19 protein-coding genes are annotated in these 21,063 nt (G+C 64.3%); 7 read left to right on the top strand and 12 right to left on the bottom strand.

All coding sequences use genetic code 11. The features are described from left to right. Nucleotides 1-68: 68 nt before the first annotated feature. The 3 genes from E4O92_RS00245 to E4O92_RS00235 form a co-directional block, all read right to left on the bottom strand. Entirely contained in the window at nucleotides 69-323 is a 255-nt protein-coding gene (locus tag E4O92_RS00245) for a hypothetical protein (RefSeq protein WP_135187734.1), read from the bottom strand. A 286-nt stretch (nucleotides 324-609) separates the two neighbouring features. Then, nucleotides 610-2,433 (bottom strand): M61 family metallopeptidase, encoded by a 1,824-nt coding sequence (locus tag E4O92_RS00240; protein WP_135187733.1) that lies wholly within the window; start codon nucleotides 2,431-2,433, stop codon nucleotides 610-612. 57 nt (nucleotides 2,434-2,490) lie between these two features. Continuing rightward, complete coding sequence (locus tag E4O92_RS00235) at nucleotides 2,491-3,288, bottom strand: PhzF family phenazine biosynthesis protein (RefSeq protein ID WP_135187732.1); 798 nt, start codon at nucleotides 3,286-3,288, stop codon at nucleotides 2,491-2,493. Nucleotides 3,289-3,410: 122 nt separating this feature from the next. Here E4O92_RS00235 and E4O92_RS00230 point away from each other — a divergent pair, with 122 nt between their 5' ends. Next, a complete protein-coding gene (locus tag E4O92_RS00230) occupies nucleotides 3,411-6,563 on the top strand; it encodes an error-prone DNA polymerase (RefSeq protein ID WP_229482847.1) in 3,153 nt (1,050 codons plus the stop codon). A 321-nt stretch (nucleotides 6,564-6,884) separates the two neighbouring features. Next, a complete protein-coding gene (locus E4O92_RS00225) occupies nucleotides 6,885-8,216 on the top strand; it encodes an amidohydrolase (protein ID WP_135187730.1) in 1,332 nt (443 codons plus the stop codon). On the opposite strand, the gene E4O92_RS00220 is transcribed toward E4O92_RS00225, so the two are convergent. The 3 genes from E4O92_RS00220 to E4O92_RS24655 all read right to left on the bottom strand — a co-directional run bounded on the left by E4O92_RS00220 (nucleotide 8,155) and on the right by E4O92_RS24655 (nucleotide 10,733). Continuing rightward, nucleotides 8,155-9,264 carry a M48 family metallopeptidase gene (locus tag E4O92_RS00220; RefSeq protein WP_167759655.1) on the bottom strand — a complete coding sequence of 370 codons (1,110 nt, stop codon included), beginning with the start codon at nucleotides 9,262-9,264 and terminating at the stop codon, nucleotides 8,155-8,157. The two genes, E4O92_RS00225 and E4O92_RS00220, sit on opposite strands and share 62 nt — an antisense overlap. Nucleotides 9,265-9,272: 8 nt before the next feature. Continuing rightward, entirely contained in the window at nucleotides 9,273-10,442 is a 1,170-nt protein-coding gene (locus E4O92_RS00215) for a YjgN family protein (protein ID WP_135187728.1), read from the bottom strand. A 75-nt stretch (nucleotides 10,443-10,517) separates the two neighbouring features. Beyond that, nucleotides 10,518-10,733 (bottom strand): hypothetical protein, encoded by a 216-nt coding sequence (locus tag E4O92_RS24655; protein ID WP_167759654.1) that lies wholly within the window; start codon nucleotides 10,731-10,733, stop codon nucleotides 10,518-10,520. 312 nt (nucleotides 10,734-11,045) lie between these two features. Between E4O92_RS24655 and pyrG the strand changes: the two genes are divergently transcribed. The 5 genes from pyrG (at nucleotide 11,046) to E4O92_RS00190 (ending at nucleotide 15,656) form a co-directional block, all read left to right on the top strand. Then, nucleotides 11,046-12,734 carry a CTP synthase gene (gene pyrG / locus E4O92_RS00210; RefSeq protein ID WP_135187727.1) on the top strand — a complete coding sequence of 563 codons (1,689 nt, stop codon included), beginning with the start codon at nucleotides 11,046-11,048 and terminating at the stop codon, nucleotides 12,732-12,734. Continuing rightward, on the top strand, nucleotides 12,731-13,588 hold the full coding sequence (gene kdsA / locus E4O92_RS00205) for a 3-deoxy-8-phosphooctulonate synthase (protein ID WP_135187726.1): 858 nt from the start codon (nucleotides 12,731-12,733) through the stop codon (nucleotides 13,586-13,588). The genes pyrG and kdsA overlap by 4 nt, the downstream gene beginning before the upstream one ends. Nucleotides 13,589-13,665: 77 nt before the next feature. Further along, a complete protein-coding gene (gene eno, locus E4O92_RS00200) occupies nucleotides 13,666-14,949 on the top strand; it encodes a phosphopyruvate hydratase (protein WP_135187725.1) in 1,284 nt (427 codons plus the stop codon). 45 nt (nucleotides 14,950-14,994) lie between these two features. Continuing rightward, the gene (ftsB, locus tag E4O92_RS00195; protein WP_135187724.1) at nucleotides 14,995-15,351 is read left to right on the top strand and encodes a cell division protein FtsB; all 357 of its coding nucleotides are present in this window, start codon (nucleotides 14,995-14,997) and stop codon (nucleotides 15,349-15,351) included. Between the two features lie 14 nt (nucleotides 15,352-15,365). Beyond that, nucleotides 15,366-15,656: a tape measure protein gene (locus E4O92_RS00190; protein WP_135187723.1), complete on the top strand. Its 291-nt coding sequence runs from the start codon at nucleotides 15,366-15,368 to the stop codon at nucleotides 15,654-15,656. A 201-nt stretch (nucleotides 15,657-15,857) separates the two neighbouring features. On the opposite strand, the gene E4O92_RS00185 is transcribed toward E4O92_RS00190, so the two are convergent. From E4O92_RS00185 to E4O92_RS00160, 6 genes are all read right to left on the bottom strand, one after another. Continuing rightward, on the bottom strand, nucleotides 15,858-16,619 hold the full coding sequence (locus E4O92_RS00185; RefSeq protein ID WP_135187722.1) for a DUF3108 domain-containing protein: 762 nt from the start codon (nucleotides 16,617-16,619) through the stop codon (nucleotides 15,858-15,860). Nucleotides 16,620-16,729: 110 nt separating this feature from the next. Next, nucleotides 16,730-17,350 (bottom strand): head GIN domain-containing protein, encoded by a 621-nt coding sequence (locus E4O92_RS00180; protein ID WP_135187721.1) that lies wholly within the window; start codon nucleotides 17,348-17,350, stop codon nucleotides 16,730-16,732. Between the two features lie 150 nt (nucleotides 17,351-17,500). Beyond that, nucleotides 17,501-17,833 (bottom strand): copper-binding protein, encoded by a 333-nt coding sequence (locus E4O92_RS00175; RefSeq protein WP_135187720.1) that lies wholly within the window; start codon nucleotides 17,831-17,833, stop codon nucleotides 17,501-17,503. Between the two features lie 43 nt (nucleotides 17,834-17,876). Next, on the bottom strand, nucleotides 17,877-19,268 hold the full coding sequence (locus tag E4O92_RS00170) for a multicopper oxidase family protein (RefSeq protein ID WP_135187719.1): 1,392 nt from the start codon (nucleotides 19,266-19,268) through the stop codon (nucleotides 17,877-17,879). Beyond that, on the bottom strand, nucleotides 19,265-20,620 hold the full coding sequence (locus E4O92_RS00165; RefSeq protein ID WP_135187718.1) for a TolC family protein: 1,356 nt from the start codon (nucleotides 20,618-20,620) through the stop codon (nucleotides 19,265-19,267). Before E4O92_RS00165 ends, E4O92_RS00170 begins: the two co-directional genes overlap by 4 nt. Beyond that, the gene (locus tag E4O92_RS00160; RefSeq protein WP_135187717.1) at nucleotides 20,604-20,936 is read right to left on the bottom strand and encodes a hypothetical protein; all 333 of its coding nucleotides are present in this window, start codon (nucleotides 20,934-20,936) and stop codon (nucleotides 20,604-20,606) included. The genes E4O92_RS00165 and E4O92_RS00160 overlap by 17 nt, the downstream gene beginning before the upstream one ends. Nucleotides 20,937-21,063 lie beyond the last annotated feature (127 nt).

Here is a 21,063-nt window from a genome sequence, read left to right as displayed (position 1 = left end):
CCGGGTCAGGAGCCTTGGGTCAGACCCCATTTTCGTTTTTACACACCTGCGTCGAAAGCGAACGATTCCTAACGCTTGTCTTTCGCCGAATCGTTGAGTTGCTGCATCAGAGCATCAAGCTTACGCTCTAACTTCAAGTTCGATGCTCCAATGAAGAACCAAAGACAGGCAAAATTCACAATGGGAATCAGCGCGAGAATCGTCCAAAGCGTAACGTTCCTACCTTTCTCTTTGGCTAGAAGATGGGCAGGAATCGCCACCAGGAGGGACATGACGATCATCGGGAGGAATGCAATGAACATACTTGGGGCGTTGTTTTCCATGATTTAGAACCTGGATTGAGGATGGCTGTTGAGGGCGGGTGTTGAGGGCAGGGTCAGGTTGAGGGCGGGGTCAGACCCTAATTGCTGGAAATTCTAAAAAGTTTCCGATTAATTTGACTCTGACCCCGATTAGTATTTTTGCGATAAGGAAAAGGCGTGTCGGGGTCAGACCCTAATTGCTGGAAATTCTGAAAAGTTTCCAATTAATTTGACTCTGACCCCGATTGGTATTTTTGAGATAAGGAAAAGTTCCGGATAATTCGACTCTGACCCTTTTATGGTCGGTCTATTTTTTCGCCGGCTCGTCCTTCGACCACGCCACGCCCAGCCACGCCGAGCTCAAAGCCTTCTGTTCCGCGTCCGGCTTGTCCAGCGCCTTGACCTTGGCCTTGCCTTTCGGCTGCAGCACCGGGTTCAGTTCGAGCTCGCGCAGTTCGTCGCGGCGGAACAGGTGCAGTTTGAACGGGCCGGTCTTCGACAGCCACAGCTTGTCGCCGACGTCCTTGGCCGATACCTTGATGCCGTTCACCGCCAGCAGCGTGTCGCCTGCGACCACACCGGCCTTCCATGCCGGGCTGTCGCGCTCCACTTCGGTCACCAGCGCCGGGTCGCTCGCTTCCTTCAGCTTCCAGCCGGCCCACCATTCCTGCTTCTGTTCTTCGTCCTTGGGCACGTCGATCAGGTATTGCAGGCCTACGTTCTGCAGCAAGGTCTCGAACGGGATCTCGGCCGTGCCGTCGACGTACTGGTTCCACCAGCCGCTCCAGTCCTGGCCGCTGACCTGCTTGAGCGCTGCCTTCACGGCCGCCGGGTCGTAGCCGCCTTGCGCCACCGAGTGCTGGTCGAACAGGATGCGGTGCACGTCTTCCAGGCCGCGCGCGCCCTTGGTCTGGCGCCGCAGTTCGATATCCATCGCCAGCCCAAGCAGATGGCCCTTGCTGTAGATGTTCACCGACGCGTTGCGCGCGCGTTCGCCGCCCACGGCAATCCATTCGTCAAAGCTCGACTCGGTCGCGCTTTGCTGGAAGCGGCCCGGCTGGTGGCGGTAGTCGTCGATCAGCCTGGCGTGCTCCTCCAGGAATTCGTCGCGCTTGGCCAGGCCTGCCCGCAGCACGATCAGCTCTTCGAAGTACGAGGTATTGCCCTCGGCGACCCACAGCAGCGGGTTGTAGTTTTCGTTCTGGTAGTCGTACGGCACCATCTCTTTCGGGCGGTAGGCTTTCACGTTCCAAGTGTGGAAGAACTCGTGCGCGGCGGTGCGCAGGAAGCCCAGGTAATCCTTGTGCGTGCCGAACTTCCAGCGCGGGCGCTGGATCACCGTCGAGTTGATATGCTCGGTCGCGCCGCCCGCGCTGTCGGTCGCGTGCACGATGAACAGGTAGCGCTGCTGGTACGGCCACTTGTTCGCGTACAGCTTGCCGGTGGCGGCGACGATCTTCTGCAGGTCGGCGGACATTTGCTTGCCGTCGTAGTTACCGCGGCCCCAGATCGCCAGTTCGATCTTGCGCCCGTCGACGGTAGTCGAATAAAACTCGTGGATGCCGGTCTCGATCGGCGAATCGACCAGCACGTCGTAGTTCGGCGCGACGAAGCAGTGGTCGCAGCCGCCCGCGTCCATGCCCGAGCGCGACTGCCAGCCGGCGGGCACGTCGAGCTTGATCTTGACGGGCTCGCTGCGCAACGGCGCGGCGTACACGAATACGCCACTCGCATCCAGGTAGGCGTGGGTGTCGTCGATGTGGCGCGTGCGTTCGGCCAGCAGGTTGGCATACAGCTCGTAGCTGACGGTGACAGGCTCGCCCGGGCGGGTCTGCACGCGCCAGGTTCCCTTGTCGGTCTTGTGTACTTCGAGCGGCTCGCCCTTGGCGTTGACCGCCTTGAACAGGCGCACGCCATTGGCCAGGTTGAGGATCTGGTAGCGGCCGGTGCGCCAGTTGGGCATCTGCACGTCAAGGGTGTTCCCCTGCACGGCGGGGAAGGTCGCGCGCACTTCGGCCAGGTGCTGGGCGGCGTTGGTGATGCGCAGTTCGTAGTCGACGTCCGCGTGGGCGGTGGGGGCCAGTGCGAACAGGGAGAGGGTCAAGGCTGAGGCGAGGAAGGCAGGTTTCATTTACGCTCGAATCGGGTGAAAACGGGCGCCAGTGTATAACGCCTTGCGACGTTCAGGCTAGCCGGACGTGGCAGGTTCGGCCCGACCGCCGACGAGGATGGCATCGCCGTCGACACGCGTGCGGATCAGGCAGGCGTGCCCGGTCGCCTTGCCCTGCCGTAGTGTGATGCCGCGCCCGAGCAGTACCGTTAGCGCGCCGGCCGCGACCCCGGTCGCGCTGTCTTCCAGCGCCGGGTCGAGATGGTTGAAGTTGCGGCCCTCGTATGCTCCGTCTCCGGTGCGGCAGTACACGTAGCAGCCATTGACGGCGTTGGCCTTGCCCCATTCGACGATCGATTGCAGATCGGGACGCAGCCCATCCAGCAGCGCCGTGTCGGCCACTTCGATCAGCAGCTTGGGGCTGCCGACCGACGCCAGGCGCGGCGGCGCCGCGGGAACCAGGCCAGGCGCGGCCAGCAGACGGGCCGGCAGGTCGGGCGCGATGTCGATCTGCGGTACTTCCTGCGGACCCAGGCGCACGAACAGCTTGTCGCCATCCCTGGCCAGCACCAGGCGCTGGCCGCGCAGCTTGGTTGTCACCGCCAGCGAAGCGCTGCCATCCTGGCGCGCGAACAGGACCCGGGCTGCGGCCAGCGTCGCGTGCAGGCACAGCGGGCTTCTCGTGTGCGGATAAAAATAGTCGAGCACGCAGGCGGCATCCGGGGTATCGGCCGGATCGAGGAACACGCAGGTCATGTTGCGTTCGCGCGCGAACGCCTGGCGCTGCGGCGTGGTCGAATGGTCGTCTTCGATGACCAGCGCCGGATTGCCGTCGCCGGGATGTGCGCCAAAACACTTTAATTCCTGTAGTTGCATCGCTGGCCTTGATCGTGGGTGAGGGTGGGTTATACTGTGTTTTTATACAGTATCAGTGCCATCAGCAGAAATTGTAGCGTTTCTGCAAATTCCCAGTGATGTCGTCCTCGTTTTCACCATCCATGCAGGCATTGCCGGAGTATGCCGAGCTGTTCTGCCTGTCCAATTTCTCGTTCCTGCAAGGAGCATCGCACGCCGAGGAACTGGTCGCGCGCGCGGTCAAGCTCGGCTATTTTGCGCTGGCGCTCACCGACGAATGCTCGCTGGCGGGCGTGGTGCGCGCGCACGCGGATGCCAAGAAGGCCGGCCTGCCGCTGGTGATCGGCGCTCACTTCCACTTGAAGAACGAGGACGGCAGCCCGGCGCTGTCCCTGATCCTGCTGGCGCAGAACCGCAACGGCTACGGCAACCTGTCGGAGCTGATCACGCTCGGGCGCATGAGGAGCGAGAAGGGCGAATACCTGCTCACCCCAGCCGACATCGACGCGCCGGCGCCGCAATTTGCGCACCTGAAGGGCATGCCCGACTGCCTGGCGATCCTGCTGCCGGCCTATCCCGGCATCGAGGCGCTTGACGCCGATCGTCTGCACGCGCAGGCGGCGTGGATGGCGCGCCTGTTCCCGGGCCGGGCCTGGTTGGGCCTGACCTTGCTGCATCGGGCTTTCGATGACGCGCACCGCGCAACCGTCGAGGAGGTCGCGTGGCAGCATGGATTGCCGATCACGGCGCTCGGGCACGTGGTAATGCACGTGCGCTCGCGCAAGCCCATGCAGGACACCTTGACCGCGATCCGCCTGGTCAAGCCGGTCGCCGAGTGCGGCTATTCGCTGTCGCAGAACGCCGAGCAGCACCTGCGGGCGCGCCTGCGGCTGGCCAACATCTATTCGCGCGAGGCGCTGGCCGAGACGGTGCGCATCGCACAGCTGTGCACCTTTTCGCTGGACGAGCTGCGCTACGAATACCCGGACGAGGTGGTCCCGCCAGGCGAGAGCGCGACCAGCTACCTGCGCAAGGAGACCTACATCGGCGCGCACCGCCGCTTTCGCGAGGGGATACCGGCCAAGGTGCAGGAGCAGATCGAGCACGAGCTCGAACTGATCGCCGAAATGCGCTACGAGCACTACTTCCTGACCGTGTACGACATCGTGCGCTTCGCGCGCTCGAACAACATCCTGTGCCAGGGCCGGGGCTCGGCCGCCAACTCGGCGGTGTGCTACTGCCTCGGCATCACCGAGGTCGATCCGGCCCGCGCCAGCCTGCTGTTCGAGCGCTTCATCTCCAAGGAGCGCAACGAGCCGCCCGACATCGACGTCGACTTTGAGCACCAGCGGCGCGAGGAGGTGATCCAGTACATCTACAGCAAGTACGGGCGCGAGCGCGCGGCGCTGGCGGCGGTGGTGATCAGCTACCGGCCCAAGAGCGCGCTGCGCGACAGCGGCCGCGCGCTGGGCGTGGACCTGGCGATCGTCGAGAAGGTGGCCAAGGCACACCACTGGTTCGACGGCCGCGCCGATCTGCTGAACCGGCTGGCCGAGGCGGGGCTCGATCCCGAAGCGCCGGCATCGAGGCAGTGGGCGCTGCTGGCCAGCCAGCTGCTCGGTTTTCCGCGCCACCTGTCGCAGCACCCCGGCGGCTTCGTGATCGCACGCGGCAAGCTGTCGCGCCTGGTGCCGATCGAGAACGCGGCCATGCCGGAGCGCAGCGTGATCCAGTGGGACAAGGACGACCTCGAGGAGCTGGGCCTGATGAAGGTCGACGTGCTGGCGCTGGGCATGCTGTCGATGCTGCGGCGCGCGCTGGAGCTGGTGAGCCAGCGCCACGGCGACCTGTTCGAGATGCAGGATATTCCTGCCGACGACGCGGCCACCTACGACATGATCTGCAAGGCCGACACGGTCGGCGTGTTCCAGATCGAGTCGCGCGCGCAGATGAGCATGCTGCCGCGTATGCTGCCGCGTCGCTTCTATGATCTGGTGATCGAGGTCGCGGTGGTGCGCCCGGGTCCGATCCAGGGCGGCATGGTGCACCCCTACCTGCGCCGCCGCCAGGGGCTCGAACCGGTGCACTACCCGAGCGCGGACATGAAGCTCGCGCTCGAGCGCACGCTGGGCGTGCCGATCTTCCAGGAGCAGGTGATGCAGGTGGCGATCCTGGGCGCCGGTTTTTCGCCGGGCGAAGCGGACCAGCTGCGGCGCGCGATGGCGGCCTGGAAGCGCAAGGGCGGAATGGAGCAGTACTACGACCGCATCGTGCGCGGCATGCTCGAACGCGGCTACGACCTGGCGTTCGCCGAGGCGATCTACAGCCAGATCCAGGGCTTTGGCGAATACGGCTTTCCCGAGTCGCACGCGGCCAGCTTCGCGCTGCTTGCCTACGCCAGCGCCTGGCTCAAGTGCCACGAGCCGGCGGCCTTCCTGTGCGCGCTGCTCAACAGCCAGCCGATGGGCTTTTACAGTCCGTCGCAGCTGGTGCAGGACGCGCGGCGCCACGATATCGAGGTGCGCCCGGTGGATGCGGCGGTCAGCGGCTGGGAATCGACGCTGGAGGAGCATGGCGACAGGCGCGCGCAGCCGGCGGTGCGCCTGGGCCTGTCGCTGGTGCGCGGCATGAACTTTGACGCCGCGGCGCGCATCGAGGAGGCGCGCGCGATCCGGCCGTTCGACAGTGTGGCCGACCTTGCGCGGCGCGCCCGTCTGGATCGCGGCGACCTGCAGGTGCTGGCCGCGTCCAACGCATTGCGCGCGCTGGCCGGGCATCGCCGCGCAGCCTTGTGGCAGGCCGCCGGCGCGGTGCCCGACAAGGACCTGCTGCGCCCGACCGTGCCGGTGGAGGAGGCGCCGGTGCTGGCGGCGCCCTCCGAGGCTGACGAAATCGTCGGCGACTACCGCGCGCAGGGCCTGACCTTGGGCCGCCATCCACTCGCGCTGTTGCGCCCGCGCTTGCTGGCCAGGCGCTTCCTGCCGGCGGCCACGCTTTACGACTTCGCGGACGGCCAGCTGGCGCGCGCCTGCGGCATTGTCACGGTGCGCCAGCGGCCGGGCACCGCCAAGGGGGTGCTGTTCATGACGCTGGAGGACGAGACCGGCAATGTCAACCTGATCGTCTGGCCTGACCTGGTCGAAAAGCAGCGGCGCGAGGTGCTCAGCTCGACACTCCTGGGCGTGTATGGCGTCTGGCAGCGCCAGGGCGAGGTGCGCCACCTGGTGGCCAGGCGCCTGGTCGACATGTCGCACCTGCTCGGCCGCCTGAACACCCGCAGCCGCGATTTCTGCTGACCCTGGCGCCCGGCGCAAGTGGCATAAAAGCGCCAGAAGCGTAGGGTGCGCACCTGTGCGCACCCGGTCAGCGCATGCTGACTTGCGGCTGCACCTTCCCTGCGCAACGTTCGCGAACCGCGTGCGCACAGGTGCGCACCCTACGATGTGCGCGGCCACCGGCTTCGGCAGTTCGTAGCGCGTACGGGACCGCGATTGCCTCCCACACTTAGCGGTGACATAGCCTAAAAGAATCTTGTCGAATTAATATGTATTGATTAGTATTTGTGTGGCGCAACAGGTCATCTGTTTTGCCACTGACATTTACGACAAGGAGCACTCATGCCGGGCGTTCGTGTTGCTTCACGAGTCACATTTGTTGCATCCCTGTTCCTTGCCCCGTTTAGCGCCGCCAACGCTACCGAGGCCCCGTCCGGTTTTGGCGCCCAGATCGACGCGGTGTATCCGTCGGTGGAAGCGCTGTACATCGACCTGCACCGCAACCCCGAACTGAGCATGAATGAGCACCAGACGGCCAAGAAGCTGGCCGAACGCGTGCGTGCGCTGGGCTACGAGGTGACCACCGGCGTGGGCGGCACCGGCATCGTGGCGCTGCTGCGCAACGGGCCGGGGCCGGTGGTGATGCTGCGCACCGAGATGGACGCCTTACCGCTCAAGGAGAGCACCGGGCTGCCGTTTGCCAGCAGCGTGGTGGTGCGCAACGCGGCCGGGCAGGAGGTGCCGGTGATGCACGCTTGCGGCCACGACCTGCACATGGCGGCCTGGTACGGCACCGCCCAGCTGATGGCGGCCAATCGCCAGGCCTGGAGCGGCACCCTGATGCTGGTCGGGCAGCCGGGCGAGGAGATGGCCGCGGGCGCCGCGGCGATGCTCAAGGACGGCCTGTTCACCCGTTTTCCCAAGCCGGATTACGCGTTCACCGTGCACGACGACCCGATCCTGACGGTGGGAAAGATCGGCTACCACGCCGGTCCGTTCCGTGCCTCGGCCGACGCCGTCAACATCACTATTTTCGGACGGGGTGGACACGGCTCGGCGCCGCATGAATCGCGTGATCCGATCGTGGCCGGCGCGCGCATCGTGCTGGCGCTGCAGACCCTGGTCTCGCGCGAGAACAACCCAATGGACCCGGTGGTGATCACGGTCGGCAGCTTCCATGGCGGCTCGCGTTCCAACATCATTCCCGACGAGGTGCGCATGGAGCTGTCGGTGCGCGCCTTCACTGAAGAGGTGCGCAAGCGCGTGTTGGCCAGCATTGGGCGCGAAGTCAAGGGCGTGGCGCTCGCTGCCGGCCTGGATCGGGAGCCGCTGATCGAGATTCCCGTGAGCGTGCCCGCGATCTACAACGACCCCGAACTGATCGCGCGGGTGGTGCCGGCCCTGCAGCGCGCGCTCGGCGTGGAGAATGTGGTCGACATGGGCTTGCGCATGGCGAGCGACGATTTCACCTACTTCGGGCGGGCCGGCGTCAAAGCGGCGGAGTTGCATGTGGGTGCGGTGACGCGCGAGCAGCAGGAGGCCGCGCACCGCGCCGGGCAGCCGCTGCCGGTGCCGCATTCGCCGCTGTGGGCGCCGGCCTACCAGAGCACGCTCAAGGTCGCGATGAATGCGCAGTCGGCGATCCTGATGGATCTGCTGCAGGTTGCGCGCTGATCGGCGCTCCGGCGCGCAGGCGCGCGGCCCGCTCCTCGCTCGACGGATGGCTTGACGTGTACGCCATGCTCTTGGACAGCCAGCGCGGCATGTTGCGCTGCTCGCGTACACCGGGCATGTTGCCCAGGTATTCGAGCAGGTCGGCCAACGGCCCCGGTGCGATCGCGTGCTGCCGCAGCAGGGCAAGCGCATAGTCGTCCGCTTCGAGTTCCATCTCGCGCGAATATTGCATGTTCATCAGCACAGCCGGCACGCCGGCCGCCACCGCGCTGAAGTCGCCGAACAGCGTGGCCGAGAGCGCCGCTGTGAGCGAGGTGCGCGCCAGCACGCGCGCGGCGTGGCGCCGCTCGATGTGGCCGATCTCGTGCGCGAGCACGCCCGTCAGCGCGGCCGCGCCGGAGTCGTCGAAATCGTCGTTCTTGTCCAGGATGTCGAGGATCATCTGGTCCGTAACCACGATGGTCCCGTCGGGCAGGGCCAGCGCATTGGCTCCGAGCGCGTCGGATGCGCGTACCAGCAGGCGCACCGGCACCCGCGGGTGTGCGGGCACAATTCGGTTCATCAGCGCCTGTACCTGTTCCACCCGCTGGTCGGACAGGCGCGTCGCGTTCAGGATACGCTTGGCTTCCAGTCCCTCGAGCGCGCTCTTGCCCAGCGCGGCGTCGGCCGATGCGGGCAGGGCGGCAGCGATCTTCTCGGCTGCCGCCGGCACACCCCAGAAGACGGTGGCCACGATCAACGCCACCAGCAGGACCAGTGCCGCCAGCGCGGCCAGCCAGCGCTCCTGCCAGCGTACTACCCACGACTTGCGATAGCCCAGCACGGCGGCCAGCTCTTCGCGGCCAGGGCCCGCAACCTCGCAGCGCCCGCCATCGTTAAAGTACAGCACCGCAGGCGCGGCGGCGAATGGTTCTGCCAGCCGGGTGTCAGCGCGCGGGTAAGTCTTTTGCAGGTCGGTGCCGTGCAATTCGACCCGATCCGCGACCACTTGCAATAGCACTTGGTACATGCGGGCGCTGTGCCCGTCAAAGTAGATGGCGCTGGTCATTGTTGCTCCTACCATGAGAGATCGACGCCGAGGAAGTCGGCCGCGCCGTCACCGGCGGCACCAACAGGTCGCGGCGCGGCGCCCGCGGCAATCTGCTCGATATCGCCGTCCACTTCGAGCTCCACCTGCGCGAGCCGGTACTGGTAGACCCGCACCACCGCAAAGGGCCGGTACAGGCCCAGCGTCAGCAAGGTCAATATTGTGTTCGCCACTTGTAGCCGCATGAACGGCCAGACCTTCAGCGTGGAGCGGATGCGGATGCGTGGGAATGCGGTGTTCGACCAGGTCAGGTTAGCCAGCCGGACTTGCATGTACGGTCCCACGAGCAGGAACAGGACATACAGCCCTACCAATGCCGGAAGCAGGGAGAACATAACGGCCTGCGACGCGGAGTTCCCGCCTTGCCCTAGTCCGCCCAACGCGGCCGCCACTGCCGCGACGATGCCAACGGCAATGCCGACGACCACGCCGCCCAGCATGAACAGCAGCAGCGCCAACAGGTACGGCCGCATGAAGCGCCACGCGGACAGCGTATAGCTGGCTTGCTGGTCGCCGTAAGCAAGGTGCCGGTGCTGGTAGCCCTTCATTGCGCCGTGCATCAGCGGCCAGCCGAGATACAGGAGGAAACTGATGGCGGCCCATGCAGTGAATGGGTAAAGCGCCACCAGCACACCGGGCAGCAGAAACGTGATCACCGGTGGCAAGTTGGCCACATACGCGCCCAGGGTGCTGCCGGTGAAGCCCAGCGCCAGTCCGCGATAGCGCGTGTTGGTCAGCCGAAAGCGCAAGGCGCCGCGCATCAGGAACGGCAGGGCCAGCACCAGCGCGCTCGCCACCACCACACCGAACACACGCGAAAAGCCGAACGCGTAGTGGTACAGCGTCAGCAGCGCGACCGCCAGCAGGCGCCCCTTCAGGATCGCGCGCGGGTTGCCGCAAAAATCGAAGCTGGCGCCGGCCAGGATGGTGTTGCGGTCAAAATATTGCAGCCGCCTGACCTTGGCCCAGGCCGAATAGATGCCGAGCGTGGCGATGGTCAGCGTCAGGTTGACGATCCAGATTCGGAAATATTCCTTGCCGCTGCCCGTAAAGTGCAGGCGCTGCGTGGTTGCGGACGGCTCGCCGACGGGTGGCGCAGCCTGTTCGGGAACGGCAAGGAGGTCGGCTTGCTCAATCATGGGCGGCGGCGGTGGCGGTGGAAAGTGATGAGTGTACCTGTTTCTTAATTGAAATTGGGAATTTTGATGGTCAGTTTAACAACCGGGAGGGCGACCGGCGGCGCAGGGGCCGGAGCCGCCGAGGTCGTCGCGCTTCGCCAGGATGCCGAGGATCATCTGGTCGGTGACCACGATGATTCTGTCGGGCAGGGCGAGCGCATTGGCGGGTAGATTGCGCTTGCATGTGTTTCTCCTACCATGAGAGAGCGAGGCTGAAAAAGTCAGCTGCTGCGTCGCCGGCGGCACCAGCACGCCGCTGCGCCGTAAAGTGCAGGCGCTGTGTGGTTGCGGACGTCTCGCCCGCAGGCGGCGCCACCTGTTCGGGAGAGGCGAAGAGGTCGGCTTGCTCGAGCATGGGCGGCAGCGGTGGCGGTCAATTTGATGAGTGTATCTGTCCCGGATTCGGGAATTGGCGAATTTGATGGGAAGTTTGACAAGACTCACGGGGTGGCTGCTGGCGGCGCGACCGGGCGGTTTTGGCGTGTTGCTTTGATTGAAGAAGTCTTGGTTGGATTAAGGTATAATTTCAATTTCCCGCGCGTGCCGTTCGGCACCTTCTGCACAATGACCAAATTTGTCTTCGTCACTGGCGGCGTCGTGTCTTCCCTCGGTAAAGGGATCGCCGCTGCCTCCCTCGCTGCGATCCTCGAATCGCGCGGCCTCAAAGTCACGATGCTCAAGCTCGACCCGTACATCAACGTGGACCCGGGCACGATGAGCCCCATGCAGCATGGCGAAGTGTTCGTCACCGACGATGGCGCCGAAACCGACCTCGACCTGGGCCACTACGAGCGCTTCATCAGCACCCGCATGAAGAAGGTGAACAACTTCACCACCGGTCAGATTTACGAATCGGTGATCCGCAAGGAACGCCGCGGCGAATACCTGGGCAAGACCGTCCAGGTGATCCCGCACATCACCAACGAGATCCAGGACTACATCCGCCGCGGCGCGGAAGGCGTGGACGTGGCGCTGGTCGAAATCGGCGGCACGGTGGGCGACATCGAATCGCTGCCGTTCCTGGAGGCGGTGCGCCAGCTGTCGCTGCGCGTGGGCCGCAAGTCGGCCGCGTTCGTGCACCTGACCCTGGTGCCGTACATTGCCTCGGCCGGCGAACTGAAGACCAAGCCGACCCAGCACAGCGTGCAAAAGCTGCGCGAGATCGGCATTTCGCCCAACGCGCTGCTGTGCCGCGCCGACCGCCGCATTCCGGACGACGAGCGCTCGAAGATTTCGCTGTTCGCCAACGTCGAAGAGCAGGCCGTGATCTCGGTGTGGGACGTCGACACCATCTACAAGGTGCCGCAGATGCTGCACGACCAGGGCCTGGACGCGATCATCTGCGAGGCGCTGGACATCGACGCGCCGCCGGCCGACCTGGCGATGTGGACCCGCCTGATCGACAAGCTGGAGCATCCGAAGCAGGAAGTGACGATCGGTATGGTCGGCAAGTACGTCGACCTGACCGAGTCGTACAAGTCGCTGACCGAGGCCCTGCGCCACGCCGGCATCCACACCGAAAGCCGGGTAAACATCGAGTACCTCGATTCGGAAGAGATCGAGAGCACCGGCTGCGCCAACCTGGCCAAGTACGACGCGATCCTGGTGCCGGGCGGCTTCGGCAAGCGCGGCGTGGAAGGCAAGATCATGGCAGCGCGCTACGCCCGCGAGAACAAGATTCCTTACCTGGGCATTTGCCTGGGCATGCAGGTGGCGCTGATCGAATACGCGCGCCACATGGCTGGCCTGCCGAACGCTAACTCGACCGAATTCGATCCGGAGACCGACCAGCCGGTCGTGGCCCTGATCACCGAGTGGCAGAACCACGACGGCAAGGTCGAACAGCGCGACGAGAACTCGGACCTGGGCGGCACCATGCGCCTGGGCGCGCAGACCTGCGCGGTCAGCCCGGATACACTGGCGGCCGAAATCTACGGCAGCGTGGTGACCGAGCGCCACCGTCACCGCTACGAGGCGAACAATTACTACCTGCCGCGGGTCGAAGCCGCAGGCCTGATCGTGGCAGCGCGCACGCCGAACGAAGACCTGTGCGAAATCATGGAACTGCCGCGCAGCGGCGAGAACGCCCACCCGTGGTACATGGGCGTGCAGTTCCACCCCGAGTTCAAGTCGACCCCGCGCGGCGGCCACCCCCTGTTCACGTCGTTTATCAAGGCGGCACTGGCCCATAAAGAGGCCAATGGCGGCAAGGCGGCTGCCAATACGCCGGCTTTGCAAGGAGACGCAGCATGAAGCTTTGCGGTTTTGATGTAGGCCTCGAACATCCAATCTTCCTGATCGCCGGCACCTGCGTGATCGAGTCGCGCCAGCTGGCGCTCGACACCGCCGGCACGCTCAAGGAAATCACGTCGAGCCTGGGTATTCCGTTCATCTACAAGTCCTCGTTCGACAAGGCCAACCGCTCGTCGGGCAAGACGTTCCGCGGTCCCGGCATGGAAAAGGGGCTGGAGATCCTGGCCGACGTGAAAAAGCAGATCGGCGTGCCGGTGCTGACCGACGTGCACACCGAGGAGGAGATCCCGATCGTTGCGAGCGTGGTCGATGTGCTGCAGACCCCGGCCTTCCTGTGCCGCCAGACCGATTTCATCAACGCCTGCGCGCGTTCCGGCCTGCCGGTCAACATCAAGAAGGGCCAATTCCTGGCGCCGGGCGACATGAAGAACGTGATCGACAAGGCACGCACCGCCGCGCGCGAAGCGGGCCTGGTCGAGGACAACTTCATGGCCTGCGAGCGCGGCGCCTCGTTCGGCTACAACAACCTGGTCTCGGACATGCGCAGCCTTGCGATCATGCGCGAATCGAACTGCCCGGTGGTGTTCGACGCGACCCACTCGGTGCAGCTGCCGGGCGGGCAGGGCACGTCTTCGGGCGGCCAGCGCCAGCACATTCCGGTGCTCGCACGCGCCGCGGTGGCGGCCGGCGTGGCGGGCCTGTTCATGGAGACGCACCCGGACCCGGCCAAGGCGATGTCGGACGGCCCTAACGCGATGCCGCTTGGCCGCATGAAGGAGCTGTTGACGACCCTGGTCGAGCTTGACCGCGCGGTCAAGAAGGCGGGATTCCTCGAGAACGAACTGACGGCCTGATGCCTGTGCGTGCCGAAAACCGGAGAAGACCAGTTTTCGGCCCGGCGACACTTTTCTTAACTTCGGAGACTTAAAACATGAGTGCTATCGTTGATATTATCGGCCGCGAGATTATCGATTCGCGCGGCAATCCCACCGTGGAATGCGACGTGCTGCTCGAGTCGGGCGTGATGGGCCGCGCAGCAGTACCGTCGGGCGCGTCGACCGGCTCGCGCGAGGCGATCGAGCTGCGCGACGGCGACCCCAAGCGCTACTTCGGCAAGGGCGTGCTGCAAGCCTGCGAGAATATCAACACCGAGATCTCGGAAGCGATCATGGGCCTGGACGCGAACGAGCAGGCGTTCCTGGACCGCACCCTGATCGATCTCGATGGCACCGAAAACAAGAGCCGCCTGGGCGCGAACGCGATGCTGGCGGTGTCGATGGCGGTGGCCAAGGCCGCCGCCGAAGAAGCCGGCCTGCCGCTGTACCGCTATTTCGGCGGCTCGGGCGCGATGCAGATGCCGGTGCCGATGATGAACGTCATCAACGGCGGCGCCCACGCCGACAACAACCTGGACCTGCAGGAATTCATGATCATCCCGGTCGGCGCACCGTCGTTCCGCGAGGCGATCCGCTACGGCGCCGAGGTGTTCCACACCCTGAAGAAGATCCTGCACGCCAAGGGCCTGACCACGGCGGTCGGCGACGAGGGCGGCTTTGCCCCGTCGGTGGCCAACCATGAGGAAGCGCTCAAGCTGATCATGCAGGCGATCGAACAGGCCGGCTACGAGGCAGGCAAGGACATCGCGATCGGCCTGGACTGCGCCGCGAGCGAATTCTACAAGGACGGCAAATACCAGCTGGCCGGCGAAGGGCTGTCGCTGTCGGCGACCGAATTCACCAACATGCTCGCCACCTGGTGCGACCGCTACCCGATCATCTCGATCGAGGACGCGATGGCCGAAGGCGACTGGGACGGCTGGAAGATCCTGACCGACGCCCTGGGCAAGCGCGTGCAGCTGGTGGGCGACGACCTGTTCGTCACCAACACCAAGATCCTGAAAGAGGGCATCCAGAAGGGCGTCGCCAACTCGATCCTCATCAAGATCAACCAGATCGGCACCCTGACCGAGACCTTCGCCGCGATCGAAATGGCCAAGCGCGCCGGCTACACCGCCGTAATCTCGCACCGCTCGGGCGAGACCGAGGACTCGACCATTGCCGACATCGCGGTTGGCCTGAACGCCCTGCAGATCAAGACCGGCTCGATGTCGCGATCGGACCGCATGGCCAAGTACAACCAGCTGCTGCGCATCGAGGAAGACCTGGGCGACATTGCCAGCTACCCGGGCCGCGACGCGTTCTACAACCTGAAGTAAGACCTGCAGCCGGCCAGTCGACACTGGCCGGTTTTCTATCCAATCATGCGCCTGATCTCGCTAGCTCTTGCTGTCCTGCTGCTGCTGATCCAGTACCCGCTCTGGCTGGGCAAGGGGGGCTGGCTGGCCGTGCACGACCTGGGAGAGCAGGTTGCGGCGAGCCGCAAGAAGACCGACGAGCTCAAGGCGCGCAACGCCAAGCTCGACTCCGAAGTGCGCGACCTGAAGGACGGCCTGGGCGCCGTCGAGGAGCGTGCGCGCTACGAACTGGGCATGATCAAGCAAGGCGAGATCTTCATCCAGGTGCTCAAGAAGGACGAGAAGCCGGGCGTGATGATGACGCCACTGCCGCCGCCACGCCCGGCCAAGGGCGCGCCCCCGGGCAAGCCGCTCAACGACTGAAGACAGTAAGCATCATGAGTAACGAGGAATCTGCAGGCGGGTCCGATCTGGACAGCCTGGAAGGTGTCGCCGCTTGCCTGGCTCAGGCCTTCGAGTCCGGCGACGCGGACGTGATTGCGGCCGCGCTGAAAGCGGTCGCCGATTCAAAGGGATTGGCGGAGCTGGCTGCGGCCGCCGGCGTGCCGCGCGCCGAGTTGAAGGCGGCGCTGAACTCGGGAGAGCTCAGCCTGGACGTGACGCTCGCGATCATGCGCGTGATTGACCTGCATATGCCGCCATCATCCGACGGCGCGGCCATATCGTAGGGGGCGCGGGGCCGCCGAGGACCTGTGCGCACGCGGTACGTGTGCGTCTTGTAGGCTCGTCCAAAATCATATAAAAGTAGAGGCTTAGCGTGGGCACCTTTGCGCGCGCGGTACGTGTGCGCACCAGAGCCAACATTACTCAACCGTACCGCGTGCGCACAGGTGCGCACCCTACGTGCTGTAGGGCGTGCGCTCGCGCCATCACTCAATCAGCGTCTTCACCAACACCTTGCCGTTCCACACCCCTTCCTGCCGCAGCATCAGCTGACTGCCCTTTGCGAACCAGAACTTCGACAGCGTCCCATCGGGCCGGTTGTAATCGGTCGTCACCACCCAGCAATCGACTGGTCCCGCCGGTCCCGCGATCGTCTCCGATCCCGCGACCTTGAACGTGTAGCGCGCCGGCGGCCCTCCGCCCGGATGGTAGAAGTTGATGCGCGCCTCGTAGCCTTCGGCCAGCGGCAGCGTCTGCAGGAACTCCATATCGGTCTCGAAGTTATAGGTCGGCTCGCTCGAGGCGACGTCCAAATCCTTCTGCGTGTTGTCCGCCAGGTCCTTCATGCCGGTGATGCGGTCAGGCGCGAACACAAAGCCTTCGACCACGCGCTTGCCATCCTTTTCCCTTATCCGCTGGTGGGTGTGCGGCCGGAAGGTCCCGGTGTCGAACCAGGAATCGAGCAGCAGCGTGCCCGGAGTGGGGCCGGACCCATCCCAGCGCTGGTAGATGTGCAGCAGCTTTTTGCCGTCACGTTCTTCGAAACGCACGGTGCGCGTCCAGATGTCGTTCGGCGTGTTCGCATCGCCCGACTTCACATAGCGCAGGTAGCGATGTGTGCCTTCCTTGAGCAGCGCGAAGCGCGGCAACTGCATGCCGACGTCGACGTTCTGCACGGCGGCGTTGGCGTGCAGCGAAACGACTGCTGCAATCGCGACCAGCAGGGACCTGGAAACTGAAATACGCATAATTACCTCATCGCAGAAAATCGTGTTCGTGCGCCGTTAATTGACGGCAATTGGATTCGCGCCGGAACAGCGAAAAAAGCCACGCTTTTTTCACGCTTGTTTTCATCGCTTCAGTCCCCGGCGATGACTTTGCCGAGTCCTGCAACCGACTTGTTGACCGTTTGCGGCTTGCCGAAATAGGTAAGGCTCCCCATGCCACGCACCACCGCGTCGAGCTTGTTTTTTGCATAGACCTGGACTTCGCCGATGCCGCGGAAATCGACATCCGCGTCATGGGTGATCAAGCCTTTTGTATTAACCTCACCGACTCCCTCCGCTTTCAATTTGAGAGCGTCGACTTTACCGGTGATAAGCATGCGGCCCGCACCCTTGTAGCTGACGTCGAGACGTTCGCCGCGCATGTTCTCAAGCTTGATTTCACCCGCGCCTTCGGCGCTGAACGCGCGCAATTGAGGCATGGTGATGATGATGCGCTGGTCGCCCGCCTTTGTCATGAAACTCTTGTCGGGCAGACGGAGGCGGAGTTCGCCATTCACGACCTGGCTGGTCAGGGCTTGGATGAATTTATCGCTGCCACGAATGTTCATCGATTGTGTCGTGCCGCCTTCCACGGTGACGCTGATCGGTCCCTGCACACTGATGGAGGTGAATGCCGGCACGACACGGACCTCGTCGTTGGCTTGCGCAGTGAAGGCTAGACAGAGGGCGGTAACAAGTAAGACTAAACGCATAGTTCATTCTCAATTTGTTAAGATTAGGTCATTCTAAATGGTTAACTACCATCAACATGGTTTTTGAGATGAAATGCGGTATTTGGTGTATGGACTGCTGAATTCCCTTGTTTTGGTCGTTTGATTGACCTGACAAACGCGAGCGCCTTCCTATTGCGCCGCTTCCAGTTTGGTTACCGTGAAAACGCCGTTAATCTGTTCGGCCCGGAATCGAACCTTGTCGCCGACCTTTACCTGGCCGAGCATCGCTGTATCCTGCGCCGTGAAAATCATCGTCATGCTTGGCATGTTCAGGTTGGCCAGGGGGCCATGTTGAATGGTCAGCTTGCCGGTGTCCTTGTCCACTTTCTTGATTTGGCCGGACGAGAGCTGGGCCAGGTCCGCTGCCTTTGGCGCGTGCTGGGTTTGTGCGACGGCAGCCGGGGCAAAGGCGAATCCGGTGGTGAGGGCGACGATGGCGAAGAGGTTGGATAAGCGATTCATCTGATGCTCCTTCAATCAAACTGATTTATACAAGGGTGACTCTTCAGTGCCCGCCGTGGCCCGACGTTTTGCGGACGGTCAGCTCGATATCCGGCTTGTTCGCAACCGGCATCGAACTACCGCCAGCCGTGCCGCTGCGCGCAGGTTCGGGCAGTTGGCCGGTCCATTCGTAGGCGAGCGTTCCGGCCGGATGCTGGTACCAGCCGGGATCGCTGTAGTCGCCGCGGCGCTGGTCCTTGCGGACCTTGATCACCGTGAACATGCCACCCATCTCCACGCCGCCGAAGGGCCCTTGGCCGGTCATCATCGGCAGCGTGTTCTCCGGGAGCGGCATTTCCATCCCGCCCATCGATCCGCCTTTGTCGCCCATGACCATATAGTCCGGGATGATCTTGTTGATCTTCTCCGCAACGCCGCGGTGGTCGACCCCGATCAGGTTCGGCACGTTATGGCCCATCGCATTCATCGCGTGGTGCGACTTGTGGCAGTGAAACGCCCAGTCGCCTAATTCGGTGGCGTCGAATTCGATCGCCCGCATCTGGCCCACGGCAATGTCGGTAGTCACCTCCGGCCAATGCGAGGCGGGAGGCGTCCAGCCGCCATCGGTGCCGGTGACGATGAATTCATGTCCGTGCATGTGGATCGGGTGATTGGTCATCGTCAGGTTGCCGACCCGGATGCGCACGCGGTCGCCCAGGCGCACCGGCAGCGGGTCGATGCCCGGGAATACCCGGCTGTTGAATGTCCACAGATTAAAGTCGAGCATGGTGTTCACGCGCGGCGTATAGCTGCCGGGGTCGATGTCATACGCATTGAGCAGGAACACGAAATCGCGGTCGACCGCATGCTGAGTCGGGTCCTTCGGATGCGTGACCCAAAAGCCCATCATGCCCATCGCCATCTGCACCATCTCGTCGGCGTGAGGGTGGTACATGAAGGTGCCCGGGCGCCGCGCCACGAATTCGTAGACAAAGGTCTTGCCCGGCGCAATCGGGGGCTGTGTCAGGCCGGTCACCCCGTCCATCCCGTTTGGCAGGCGCTGGCCGTGCCAGTGCATGCTGGTCTGCTCGGGTAGCCTGTTGGTGACGAAGACGCGTACGCGGTCGCCCTCGACCACTTCGATCGTCGGTCCCGGGGACTGGCCGTTGTAGCCCCACAGGTTGGCTTTCATGCCCGGCGCCAGTTCGCGCACCACCGGCTCGGCGACCAGGTGAAACTCCTTGACGCCATTGTTCATCCGCCACGGCAGCGACCATCCGTTGAGGGTGACGACGGGATTGAAGGGCCGGCCGTTCGGCGGGGGCGGCGGCACTTGGGTGCGCGCATGATCCATGACGGCAGCTTCCGGCAGCGTCGCCGCACCGGCCCGGCTCACCGCCGCGGCGCTGACTGCCACCGCCCCCGCGCCCTTGAAAAAGTCTCTACGAGAAATCATTCGCCTGTCCTTGCTTCGATATTGCCGCCGTTGGTCATGGCGGATTGGAGATTGCTTTCGGCGATCCAGAAATCGCGCTGCGCCGCGATCGCCGCATCCACGCTGGCCAACTGCTCGCGCGAATCGGCCAGCAGTTCGAAGGTGCTGGCGAGCATGCCGTTGTAGCGCAGCAGCACCTCTTCCGAAATCTGCTTGCGCAGCGGTACCACTTCATCCCGGTAGTGGCGGGCGATATCGTAGGCGGTCCGGTAAGTGGCATAGGCGCTGCGGACTTCGGAGCGCGCCCGTACCGCGAGGTCGGCTGTCCTGTGCACCGCCATCATGTAGGTCGCTTCGGCGCGCGCCACGCGGGCGCCGCCCCAGTCGAACAGCGGCAGTTCGAGCGCGACCTCGTAGCCGTTCTGGCGCGGTTGGCCGGTAACGCTCTTGTTCGCATAGCCGGCATCGAAGACGTCGATGAAGCGGGTTGCGCGGGTGAGCCCGAGCGCGCGCGCGGTAGCTTCGGCATCGCGCCGCGCCGCGAGCACGTCCAGCCGTGTCGACAGCGCTTGCGCCTCGGCGTCGGCGGGCGTTTGCGGCGCTGCGGGAAGATCGGGCAGGCGGTCGGGCAGGGTGAACGCCAGTTGGCCGCCCCACAGTCCGAGCAAGCGCGCGAGCTGCTCGCGCGTGATTGTGGCCTGTAGCTGGGCGCGCGCCTGCAGCGTCACCGCATCCTGGTAGAACGCCCGCTCGCGCGCCTCGTCGAGCTTGCTCCAGTTGCCGGCTCCGCGCATGCGCGATGCCAGTTCGGCGCCGGCCTCGGCGGCCTGGCGCGCCTGGCCGCCGAAGGCTGCCGCCTGGGCCGCGGCGACGGCTGCAAAATAAGCCTGCCGCGTGTCTGTCGCCAGTCGAACCGCCTGGCTGGCCGCGTGCAGCTTGGCCTGCTCGAAGCGCTGGGTTTCGATGCCGGTGCGTGCGGGCATCGTCAGCAGCCCGGCAACGTCGAAGATGACGGCGCGATCGATCTCGGTCTCGCCGCCACCGCGGATACGGCCAAAGCTGACGCCCGGATTGCGCAGGCGCCCGGCCTGGGCCAGATCCGCTTGCGCGATGCCCAGCTCAGCCAGGGATGCTTTCAAGGCCTGGTTGTGCAACAGCGCCACCCGCACAGCCGATTCGGCCGACAGCGGCTTCGCCAACAGCGCCTCCACCTCTTTTGCGTCGATTTCGCGAGCCAGCGGCGCATCCTGGCCGATGCGCGATTGCGTGAGCCGTCCGACGTCGCCGATGCCGCCATCTTTGCTAACGCTGGCGCAACCGGCAAGCACGGCGAGGGCGACCACGGCGCTGGCAACTTTAATGTTTCTTTTCATCGCCGTGGCCTTCGTGGTGGATGTGGTGACTGTGCGTGCCGGTGGCGGGACTGGCTGTCGTGTCCTGTGCGGCCGGCGCTTGCGTCTGCGCTGGCGGCGCGCTGTCCCCGGCGACGATGCGGTTGGCGCGCTTCCAGTTGCGGTCAGGCGTTTGCTCGGGTTCCTTGGCCGCCACGTAGTCGGCGAACACAGATTGGTATTGCAAGGTTGGGACGGGTGATTTTTCGTCCGCAGCCGCTGGCGTCCGGGCGGTCTGTGCGCAGGCAATCAAGGGTGCGCCGAGCATCACGCACAGCAGCAGGGATAACTGTTTCATCGTCTACCTCAAGCTCAATTTGGAAGCGGGCTGAAGTAGCCCGACTTGGGATATTACGAAGAATAAACGTTCCCACAATGGCAATGTCAAGGGGGCCGTGAATAATTGGAGCGGAGATGCCAGCGGC

This window comes from Massilia horti, from assembly GCF_004614195.1.
GTDB lineage: Bacteria > Pseudomonadota > Gammaproteobacteria > Burkholderiales > Burkholderiaceae_D > Telluria > Telluria horti.
The sequence above is the reverse complement of the archived record's forward strand: the minus strand, read 5'-3'. Positions and strand labels throughout refer to the sequence as shown.